Genomic DNA, 10,862 nt, shown 5'->3' on the forward strand with positions numbered 1-10,862 from the left:
GGTCAGGCGCCGAACAGTCTGCGACGCAGGGCCGCCGCGTTGCCGAAGATGCGGATGCCGAGAACGACGATGATCGCGGTCGACAGCTGCGTGCCGACGCCGAGTTGGTCGCCGACATAGACGATCAGCGCGGCGACGAGGACGTTGAACACGAACGACACCACGAAGACCTTCGAGTCGAAGATCCGTTCCAGGTATGCCCGAAGCCCGCCGAAAACCGCGTCCAGCGCGGCGACTACCGCGATCGGCAAATAGGGTTCGACGAACTCGGGCACGCTGGGATGGAAAACCAGGCCGAGCACGATACCGATGACAAGCGCCGCGATTCCGATCATCTGTCCCCGATTCCCTTGGCGAAGTTGACATCTCGCACCGAACCGGCGGGCAACCTCACGTCGTCGCCTGCACTGACGGTGACCACGACGCCGTAGCTGGCCTCCAGAAGGCGCAGCCGCTGCAGGCCGGGGCTGCGATCGAACGCATCGGCCATATTGTGCGGTGGGCCGACGGCCAGAATGGCGTAGGGGCTGGCGATCGGCTGATTGTCGACCAGGATGCCGCCGCCCGCCTGCCGGATGGTCACGTTGGGTCCGATGCGCACCCCGCCGACCGAGATGGCCTCGGCGCCACTGGCCCACAGCGAGTTGACCACCAACTGCAAGTCCCGATCGAGGATGACCTGACGGCTGCCCTCGACGCGTTCCTTCGACACGTCGCTGAGATCCTTCGAGGCGCCAGGATCGGTGAGTGTGACGGTCAGTCCTGGACCGGTCACCGCGGTGGCCGCCGCCGAGAAGTTGGCGCCGTCGAGGCTGCCGAGCAGCTGTCTGCCCCGCTCATCGCCCTCGAGCCGGCTGCGTCGTTCGGTGTCGAGCTCTCCTGCCAGCGCATCGCGCCGGGTGGTGGCCGAGTTCGTCGCCTCCTGGGCGGACCGCACACTGCCCGAAAGCACCTGCTGGCTCTCGCGCACACCTGGCGCGGTGGCCTGTGCCTGTGCGACCGCGAAGGCGAACACGGTCGCGATCGCCAGCGCGGCGAGCACCTGCCAGCTCGCGGCGACCAGCCGGCTCTTGGGTTGCCCGCCCGCGCTGCGCTGCGCGGCCGCCGCCGCGTAACCGGGGTCGAGGTGCTCGGACAGCAGCGATCGCAGCAGCGACGGCACGGGGATCAGTGTCGGCGCGCCCGCCCGGTGCATACTGCGTCCGGCATCGGGATCGTAGCCACCGAGTGCACGCCGCTCCTCGGCGTCACTCACGCGAGGACGCCCTCGGCATCTGGCGCATCACCATCGCCACCTGCACCAGGTAGAGCACGGCAGACCACAGGTAGAGCGCGAGCCCCCAGATCACAAAGGCCCACCCGCACGCCAGGATCACCCGACTCCACAGCGCATCCCACTGCCCGAGCAGGATCAACGGAAATCCCGACATGAGCGCAAACGTCGCACCCTTGCCGATGTAGGTGACCGGCAACGCGGTCAGGCCCCGAGTGCGCAGCAACGGCAGGGTGGCCGCCAGGATCGCGTCGCGGCCGATCAGGGTGATCACGATCCACCACGGCACAATGCCTGCGAAACCGAACGCGAGCGGCACCGTCAACATGTAGATGCGGTCGACGGCGGGGTCGAGAAGTTCACCGAGCCGCGACGACTGGTTGTCGACCATCCGCGCGATCTTGCCGTCGGCCCAGTCCGAGAAGCCGCTGAACATCAGCACGGCCACTGCCCAGCCGTTGGCGTGGGCGACCAGCAAGAGATAGAGGAAGACCGGAACCAGCAGGAGGCGCAGCACCGACAGCGCGTTCGGCACCGTCACCACGCGATCACGCTCCCCCGCAGCGCGCTTCATGGGGTAAACCTAGCGCGTTATCCCCGGCATGCTCAGCGCCGACATGGAGTCATCCGACAGCGGGTTGTCGTGAACCATGTACGTCCATGTCGAGGTCGGCCGGGCCAGCTTGGACAGGTCGAGTCCCTGCTCGTCCTCCAGCACGTTCGCGGTTTCGAACGTCTGCTGTGCGGCCTCGATAGCGTCGGCGGCCAACGAGGCGAACGCGTCGACGGCCATCCGGTGGAATTCGTCGATCGGCTTCTGGTGCCCGAGCGCCCGCAGGTGAATGCTCTCGCGGATATCGGCGAGGTAGCCGAGGTGATCGGCCCACCCGCGGTCCAGGTGGTACAGCATGATCTGCCTGCAGATCCGTTCCAGCTGTTCGTCGCTGAGATCCTCGGCCAGCTTCTGGTAGCGGTCCGGGGACTTCTTCTCCAGTTCTTCACGGGCAGTCGGGGTGCGCAGCAACGTGTTACGACGTTCGACCAGAATGGCCCGCTGCTGCGCGATCAGCTCGTTGAACTGCCAGGTGTTGGCGTGCACCGACAGCAGCCGGCCTTCGGCGACACGCTGCGCGTGGTCGAGCAGGCCCGCGGCCTTCTTGCTGATGACGAGGCCGTTGTCGTCGGTTTCGGTCGGTAACTTGTTGAACTTCTCCGGCTCGAGGTGCGCCCTGACCACGTCGTCTTCCCAGCTGGAGAAGAACACTGAGGAACCCGGATCGCCCTGACGGCCCGCGCGCCCTCGCAGCTGGTTGTCCAGCCGTTGGGTGCTGTGCCGGCCGGTGCCGATGACGTGCAGCCCGCCGAGCTCGGCGACCTCGTCGTGGTCGACCTCCTCGGAGCCGCCCAGACGGATGTCGGTTCCGCGGCCCGCCATCTGGGTGGACACCGTGACGACGCCGAGCTTGCCGGCCTCGGCGATGACCCGCGCTTCTTCCTCGTCGTTCTTGGCGTTCAGCACAACGGCGGGCACGCCTGCCTTGACCAGCCGCTCGTGCAACTCCTCGGATTCGGCGACGTCGCGGGTGCCGACCAGGATCGGTTGCTTGGTCTTGTGGGTTTCGATGATGTGCTCGACAACGCCGTCGGTTCTGGCGGCGGCCGTGATGTAGACGCGGTCCGCCTCGTCCTCGCGGATGTTGGGGGCATTCGGCGGTATCGGCGAAACCCCGAGCTTGTAGAACTGGCGCAGCTGCTCGCCGGCGGCCAGCGCTGTGCCCGTCATGCCGCAGACCGTGGGATACCGATTGACCAGTGCCTGCACCGTGATGGTGTCGAGCACCTCGCCGGTCTCGGTCGTCTCGATCCCCTCTTTGGCTTCGACGGCGGCCTGCAGCCCGTCGGGCCAGCGCTGCAGTTGGGCGATACGGCCGCGGCTCGCATTGATGAGGTGCACGGCGTCGTCGCGGACGATGTAGTGCACGTCCCGGTGCAGCAGAACGTGCGCGTGCAGAGCGACGTTCACCTCGGTCAGGGTGGTGCCGACGTGTTCCTCCGAGTACAGGTCGATACCGCCGAGTTTGGCTTCGACCTTCTGCGCGCCGGTCTCGGTGAGGTGAACGTTGCGGCTGTCGGAATCGGTGTCGAAGTCGTCGCCTGCGACCAATTCGCCGACCAGCCGGATGATTTCGAGCTTCGGGAGTTCCCGGTGCGAGGTGCCCGCGAGCACCAGCGGGACCAGCGCCTCGTCGACCAGCACCGAATCGGCTTCGTCGATGAGTGCTACGTCGGGATTCGGCGACACCAGATCGGCGACGTCGGTGACGAGCTGGTCGCGTAGCACGTCGAAGCCGATCTCGTTGATGGAGGCATAGGTGATGTCGCTTTTGTACGCGGCGCGCCGTTCGCCTGCTGTGGAGTCCGCGGTGACCCAGCCGACGGTCAGCCCCAACGCCTTCAGCAGCGGGCCCATCCATTCGGCATCGCGCTTGGCCAAGTAGTCGTTGATGGTGACGACGTGCACGTGCCGACCCGCGAGCGCGTAGCCGGCGGCGGCGATCGCGCCGGACAGCGTCTTGCCCTCACCGGTGGCCATCTCGATGACATCGCCCGCCAGCATCCGCAGTGCGCCGAGCAACTGAACGTCGAACGGCCGCAACCCGGTCGTGCGTTCGGATGCCTCCCGCGCGATCGCGAGGAACTGAGGAATGTCCTTCGACTCGGCAAGATTTTTGAGGTTCAGCAGCTCGGTGGCCTTCGTCAGCTGCTCCTCATCGAGGTCGGCGGCCTTGCCGTCGAACTCCTCGGCAGCACTCACCTGCGCCAGCGACCGGGCCTGATCCCTGTCTGTGCTCGCGCCGAGCAGTTTCCAGAACCGGTTGCTGGCACCACCTGAGGTGCGGGTTTTCGTTCTCGCCACGAGAGCTACGGTACGCGGCGGCCAATAACGGGTCCGCCGACACCGCGTCAGCCGGCTGCCTCGAATGCACCGCGAGCGTGCACGGTTGCACAGGAATCCGCGGCGTGTCGTGTGCAGACACGCACGCTCGCGAGGCAGGCGTCAGGCGAGGTTCGACCGGCGCGGGTATGCGACCTGCGGGTCGGTGAGCGTGTTGACCACTGCGGGTACGCCACACGAGAAGGCCCGCTCGAGCGCGGGCCGCAGCCCGGCAGGCGCCGACACCAGCTCACCGTGCCCGCCGAGCGCGGTGACCACCTCGTCGTAGCGGGTACCGGGGCGCAGTTCGGCCACCACCGAGTACCCGTAGAGCATTTCCATCGGGTGCTTCTCCAGCGCCCAGATACCGTTGTTGCCGATCACCGAGACGACGTGAACACCGTGGCGCACCAACGTGTCCCACTCCATACCGCTGAACCCGAACGCGCCGTCGCCCTGCAGCAGCACCACCTGCCGGTCGGGCCGGGCCAGCTTGGCCGCCAGCGCATAGCCGGGACCCGACCCAAGACAGCCGAACGGCCCGCTGTCCAACCACGCGCCCGGCACATAGCTGTCGATGACGCGGCCCGCGTAGGAACCGAAGTCACCGGCGTCGATCACCACGATGGCGTCGCGGTCCAGCAGCGGCTTCAGTTCGGCATACACCCGCATCGGATGCAACGGGCAGCGGTCATCGGTCAGTTCGGCTTCCTCGGCGGCACGGCTCGCGGATTCCACGGTCCTCAGGTCGGCGATCCAGGCCTCGTGGTCGGTGCCCCGCTCCCCGGCAAGCGCCGACAACGTCGCGGAGAGGTCGCCGTACAGCTCGGCGGCGACGTCGCGTGGATGCGGTCGCTCCGGCAGGACACGGTCGGCGACGATCAGGCGGGTCTGTTCCCCGAAGACACCGCCGAAGCCGAGCCGGAAATCCATCGGAACGCCGACGACCAGCGCAACGTCGGCTTCCTTCAACGCCTTTGACCGCGCGCGCGAAAACGCCAGCTCATGGTCGGCCGGTACCGTTCCGCGGGCCATACCGTTCATCAGCACCGGAATGCGCAACTTCTCGGCCAGCGACAGCAGCGCCTCCTCGGCATGACCCCACCACACGTTGGTGCCCGCCATGATCACCGGACGTTGGGCGCCGGCGAGCAGACCGGCCGCAACGGCGAGCGCCTCCCCGTCGGCGTGCACCGGGTCCGGCCGCGCCGCGAGCGCACCGGGATCGCCCGCATCGTCGGCCTCACCGAAGACGTGATCCATCGGGAAGTCGACGAACGCGACACCGGTCGGCGAGCCGCCGAAACCCATGGCCGCCCGCAGCGCGTCGTCGATGAGCCCACCGACTGCGCCTGATGACGGCGCGGTGGCCGCGAACCGGGTCAGCGGCGCGACGAACGGCACATGGTCGATTTCCTGAAGCGAACCCTGACCCCAGCGCAGCGCCGGTGCCCGGCCGCCGAGCACGATCAGCGGTGACTGGTTCTGCTGGGCGGCGCCCATGGCGCTCATCCCGTTGGTCACACCCGGTCCGGCGGTCAGCGCGGCAACCCCGGGCACCCGGGTGACTTTCGACCAGCCCTCGGCCGCGAAGGCCGCGGTCTGCTCGTGTCTGGTGTCGATCAGCCGAACACCTTCGGCACGGCATCCGTCGTAGATGGAGAACAGGTGCCCACCGGAGAGGGTGAAGATCGTGTCGATACCGCTGGCGCGCAGCCGGCGGGCGATCAGGTGTCCGGCGCCGATCTTGTGTGCCGATGCCGCATCGATGCTCATGGCCGCAGCATAATCACCCTCATGGTCCCGACCGACGTGCTGATCGCGGGCGCAGGCTCCGTCGGGCTGACGGCGTCCATCGAACTGTGCCGCCGAGGCGTCGACCTGCGGATCGTCGACCCCGTCGTTGACCCACCGCAATACGCCAAAGCCGTTGACGTGCAACCTCGTACGCTCGAAGTTTTCGAAGGGATGGCTGTGCTCGGCTGCCGGCCGACGTCCCGTGCGGGTTCACCGCGATCCCGCAGTACGTACGTCGTGCGATCTGACGGCTACCTCTCGGTCACCGGATCAGGCGTCGACGCCCACGAGCTGGTCGCCCACCTGTGCACGACGTTTGGCGCAGGCGTGTCGACCACGGCGACGCCCGACCTGCGGTAGCTTCGCCGCAGGCCGGCTCCGGCTGGATGGAGGTGTCGCAGCGTGAACACCGGCACCTTCAGGTCGTCGATCGACTGGAGCCATGAGCTCCTCAACTCCACGGTATGGGTGCTGGTGGCATTCGCGATCACAGCGCCGTGCCTGATCGTCGTTCTCATCCTGATCGGACGGACGACCGAATGGGGCCGTCAGTTCTGGCGCGTCACCGGGCCGTACTTCACGGGCAGGCAGAGCCGGTTGGTGTGGGCCATGTTGGCGGCCCTGCTGGTATCGACCATCATCGCGGTCCGCATCACCGTCTTGATCAGCTACTACACCAACGACGTCTTCACCTCGCTGCAAGTTGCGCTGCAGGGGATCGCAACGGGCGAAGGCGATGTCACCGATTCGGGCATCCACGGCTTCTGGGTGACTATCGGCATCTTCCTCGTCCTCGCGGTAGTGCACGTCATCCTCAACCTTGCCGACATGTACCTGATGCAGAGGTTCATCATGCGGTGGCGAATCTGGCTGAGCGGCAGGCTGATTGACGACTGGCTCGGCGACTTCGCCTACTACCGCAGGCAATTCTTCCGCAACCCCAACGACAATCCCGACCAGCGTATCCAGCAGGACATCGACATCTTCACCACCGGAGTCGGTGGACAGCCCAACAACCCGGCGTACGGGTCGGGACACACCTTGTTGTTCGGCGCGGTGGCCGCCGTGCTGTCGGTGGTCGCTTTCGGATCGATCCTCTGGCACCTGTCGGGCGCACTGACGCTGGGCGGAGTCACGCTCCCGCGGGCGCTGTTCTGGATCGTCATCGGCTACGTGCTGGCGGCCACCGTCATCGCCTTCGTCATCGGCAGGCCGCTGATCCGGTTGAGCTACCTCAACGAGCTTCGCAACGCAGGGTTCCGCTACGCGCTGGTTCGGGTGCGGGATGCGAGCGCCGCCATCGGTTTGTACCGCGGCGAGAACACCGAACGCCGACTGCTGGGCGGTCGACTCTCGGAGGTGATGTCGAATTACGGCAACTGGCTCAACCGCATGGTGCGGTTCACCGGCTGGAACCTGACGGTGAGCCAGGCGATCAACCCGTTGCCGTACGTCGTGCAGGCGCCGCGGCTTTTCGCCCGCGAGATCTCGTTCGGCGACGTCATCCAGTCGGCGACCGCGTTCGTGACGATCCACAACGCGCTGTCGTTCTTCCGGGAGGCCTACGACGAGTTCGCGAGCTACCGCGCCGCGGTGATCCGCCTCGACGGGCTGGTCGAGGAGAACAAGCGTGCCCGCACGTTCAGCCAGGTGACGACGGCAATCACCACCGACGGCACCTTGACGGTCGAGGGTGTCGAGGTGCGCACCCCCGACGGCGCGAATCTGCTTCGGGCCCTTGACTTCCGCCTCGCGCCGGGTGACACGCTGCTGATCAGTGGTCCGTCCGGGATCGGCAAGACCGTTCTGCTGCAGAGTCTCGCGGGCCTTTGGCCGTTCGTGTCGGGCAGCGTGCGGCTCCCGGCAGGCAGGCAGGCGGCGATGTTCGTGCCTCAGCTGCCGTATCTCCCGCTCGGCGACCTCCGCGCCGTCGCGTCGTATCCGAACGACGAGGGCGCCGTCGACGACCGGGAGATCCAGCAGGCCCTGATCAAGGTCGCCCTGCCTCAGCTGGCGATCCGGCTCAACGACGTCGGCGACTGGGGCAAGGTGCTCTCGGTCGGCGAACAGCAGCGGATCGCCTTCGCCCGGATCCTGCTGACCAAGCCGCGGGCGGTGTTTCTCGACGAGTCGACCTCGGCGCTGGACGAGGGCCTCGAGCTGACGCTCTACGAGCTGATTCGCGCCGAGCGGCCGGAGATGATTCTGGTCAGCGTGAGCCATCGCGCGACGGTGGAGCGCTTCCACGCGCGCCATCTGGAGCTGGTCGGTCGTGGCGAGTGGCGGCTGGAGCCGCTCGGCTCGCGAAGTTGAGGCGTCTGCAGCGCTGGCTCAAGCTTGCCGGGGTACGTTGCCGGGGTGGAAGAGGGAAAGTTCGAGCCCACGCTGGACTGGGGCAATGAGCTGTTGGCGTCGCTGCAGTGGGTCGCTCAGGCGTGGGCGATCGCGGCGATCGCCACGCTGCTGATCTGCGTACTGCTGGCCAAGTACACCGTGTGGGGCAGACAGTTCTGGCGCATCACCGGCGACTACTTCAAGGGTCCAGAGAGTGTGCTGGTCTGGGTGTGGCTTGCGGCGATTCTGCTGTCGGTGATGATCGGCGTTCGACTTTCGGTGCTCTTTACCTACCAGGGCAGCGACATGATGACGAGCTTCCAGGTGGTTGCGTCCGGCCTCGGCAGCGACGACGGCACCATCAAGAACTCCGGCAGGGACGGCTTCTTCCTCTCGATGATCGTCTTCTCGGTTCTTGCCATGCTTCACGTCGCACGGATCATGTTGGACCTGTTCATGGCGCAGCGGTTCATGCTGGCCTGGCGCGCCTGGCTGACCGACCGACTCACCGGTGACTGGCTCGAGGGCAAGGCCTACTACCGCGGCCGGTTCATCGACGACACGATCGACAACCCTGATCAACGCATCCAATACGACATCGACATCTTCACGGCGGGCGTTGGCGGACTTCCCAACACACCGAACAACACGTCCACCGCCACGCTGCTGTTCGGCTCGGTCGATGCCATCGCCTCGATGATTTCGTTCACCGCGATTCTGTGGAAACTGTCGGGCACGCTCACGCTGCCGATCGTGAACGTCAACCTCCCCAAAGGCATGTTCGTGATCCTTATCGCCTATGTGCTCTTCGCGTCGGCATTCGCGTTCTGGATCGGCAGGCCGATCATCTGGCTGTCCTTCCGGAACGAGAAGACCAACGCGGCATTCCGTTACGCGTTGGTGCGGCTGCGCGACGCGTCGGAGGCGGTGGCGTTCTACCGCGGCGAAATGGCCGAGCGAACCGGCCTGCGCAAACTCTTCGCCCCGATCGTCGCCAACTACAAGCGGTACGTCAACCGGCTGATGGGCTTCTACGGCTGGAACCTCTCGATGAGCCAGATCATCGTCGTCCCGCCGTACCTGTTCCAATTCCCCCGGTTCTTCGCCGGCGAGATACCCCTTGGCGCCATGTCCCAGTCGGCGTCGGCATTCGGCAACATCGAACAGGGGCTGTCGTTCTTCCGGAATGCGTACGACTCGTTCGCCAGCTATCGCGCGGCGATCATCCGGCTCGACGGTCTGATGACGGCCAACGAAGAGGGCAGGGCGCTGCCCGAGATCACCACGACGCCGTGCGTCGACGGCACGGTTCAGCTGGCCGATATCGAGGTCCGCACCCCTGACGGGAAGCAACTCGTCAGCCCACTCGACCTGCGACTGGAGGTCGGCGACACGATGGTGGTCACCGGTGCGTCCGGCGTGGGGAAAACCACGCTGCTGCGCAGCCTTGCCGAGCTGTGGCCGTACACGTCGGGCACGCTGACGCGGCCATGCGGGCCAAACGAGACGATGTTCCTTTCGCAGATGCCCTACGTTCCGCTGGGCAACCTGCGCGGCGTCGTGAGCTATCCGAACGAAGAGGGCGACATCGACGACCAGACGCTGCGCCGCACGCTGGAGAAGGTGGCGTTGCCGCATCTCGTCCATCGGCTCGACGAAGTCGAGGATTGGGCCAAGGTGCTCTCCCCTGGCGAGCAACAGCGCATCGCGTTCGCTCGCGTGTTGTTGACCAAACCGAAGGCGATATTCCTCGACGAGTCCACGTCGGCGCTCGACGAAGGTCTGGAGTTCGTCGTCTACAACCTGGTTCGGACCGAGCTGCCGGACACCATTCTGGTCAGCGTCAGCCACCGCAAGACGGTCGAGCGGCACCACACGCACGAACTCGAGTTGCTCGGTGAAGGAGAGTGGCGGTTCGGCCGGGTGCAGGGCGAGGAGATCGAACCCGCTCCGGTGTGACCACGCCGCGGTAGCTTCCCGGGATGGAAACGTTCACGCCGTCCCTTGATTGGGGCGACGAGCTGGTCGGGTCCGCGCTGTGGGTGGCCAAGGCATGGGTGTTCGCCGCGATCGGCATTCTGGTCGTCTGCACCCTGCTTGCCCGCTACACCATCTGGGGCAGGCAGTTCTGGCGAGTCACCGGCGATTACTTCAAGGGCCGCAGAAGTGTGCCGGTGTGGGCGCTCCTCGGCGTGCTGCTCGCCCTGGTGATGATCGACGTTCGCATCACCGTGTTGTTCACGTATCAGTCCAACGACCAGTTCTCGGCCTTGCAAGCAGCATTCCAAGGCGAAGGCTCTGCTAAAAGCATTGCGGTTCACGGCTTCTGGGTGTCCATGCTAATTCTGGCCGCGCTGATCATTGCGAATGTCACTCGAACGCTGCTCGACACCTATCTGATGCAGCGCTTCATCATCAGGTGGCGGGTGTGGCTCACACATCGCCTGACCGGTGACTGGCTCGACGGGGACGCCTACTACCGGTCGCGGTTCATCGATGCGCCCATCGACAACGCGGACCAGC

At 66.1% G+C, this 10,862-nt stretch carries 7 protein-coding genes and 2 pseudogenes; 4 read left to right on the forward strand and 5 right to left on the reverse strand.

Features of this window, described 5'->3' with window-relative positions; translation table 11 throughout:
- Positions 1-2: 2 nt before the first annotated feature.
- From QOJ24_RS21615 to QOJ24_RS21635, 5 genes are all read right to left on the reverse strand, one after another.
- Positions 3-335: a small basic family protein gene (locus QOJ24_RS21615; RefSeq protein WP_066975321.1), complete on the reverse strand. Its 333-nt coding sequence runs from the start codon at positions 333-335 to the stop codon at positions 3-5.
- Positions 332-1,195, reverse strand: coding sequence for a DUF881 domain-containing protein (locus QOJ24_RS21620; RefSeq protein ID WP_526264995.1), 864 nt, complete (start codon positions 1,193-1,195; stop codon positions 332-334). Before QOJ24_RS21620 ends, QOJ24_RS21615 begins: the two co-directional genes overlap by 4 nt.
- A 52-nt stretch (positions 1,196-1,247) precedes the next feature.
- A complete protein-coding gene (locus QOJ24_RS21625) occupies positions 1,248-1,847 on the reverse strand; it encodes a CDP-alcohol phosphatidyltransferase family protein (RefSeq protein ID WP_526264983.1) in 600 nt (199 codons plus the stop codon).
- A 9-nt stretch (positions 1,848-1,856) separates the two neighbouring features.
- Positions 1,857-4,190: an accessory Sec system translocase SecA2 gene (secA2, locus tag QOJ24_RS21630; RefSeq protein ID WP_526264985.1), complete on the reverse strand. Its 2,334-nt coding sequence runs from the start codon at positions 4,188-4,190 to the stop codon at positions 1,857-1,859.
- A 141-nt stretch (positions 4,191-4,331) separates the two neighbouring features.
- Positions 4,332-5,984, reverse strand: a complete 1,653-nt coding sequence (locus QOJ24_RS21635; RefSeq protein WP_526264987.1) for an acetolactate synthase — start codon at positions 5,982-5,984, stop codon at positions 4,332-4,334.
- A 21-nt stretch (positions 5,985-6,005) separates the two neighbouring features.
- Between QOJ24_RS21635 and QOJ24_RS21640 the strand changes: the two are divergent.
- The 4 genes and pseudogenes from QOJ24_RS21640 to QOJ24_RS21655 all read left to right on the forward strand — a co-directional run.
- A pseudogene (locus QOJ24_RS21640) lies at positions 6,006-6,188 on the forward strand (FAD-dependent oxidoreductase); the annotation flags it as partial.
- A gap of 219 nt (positions 6,189-6,407) precedes the next feature.
- Positions 6,408-8,318 (forward strand): ABC transporter ATP-binding protein/permease, encoded by a 1,911-nt coding sequence (locus tag QOJ24_RS21645; RefSeq protein ID WP_526264989.1) that lies wholly within the window; start codon positions 6,408-6,410, stop codon positions 8,316-8,318.
- 45 nt (positions 8,319-8,363) lie between these two features.
- Positions 8,364-10,298, forward strand: a complete 1,935-nt coding sequence (locus QOJ24_RS21650) for an ABC transporter ATP-binding protein/permease (RefSeq protein WP_526264991.1) — start codon at positions 8,364-8,366, stop codon at positions 10,296-10,298.
- Between the two features lie 23 nt (positions 10,299-10,321).
- Positions 10,322-10,862, forward strand: a pseudogene (locus QOJ24_RS21655) (ABC transporter ATP-binding protein/permease); the annotation flags it as partial.

This window comes from Mycobacterium sp. (assembly GCF_032159775.1).
Taxonomy (GTDB): Bacteria; Actinomycetota; Actinomycetes; order Mycobacteriales; family Mycobacteriaceae; genus Mycobacterium.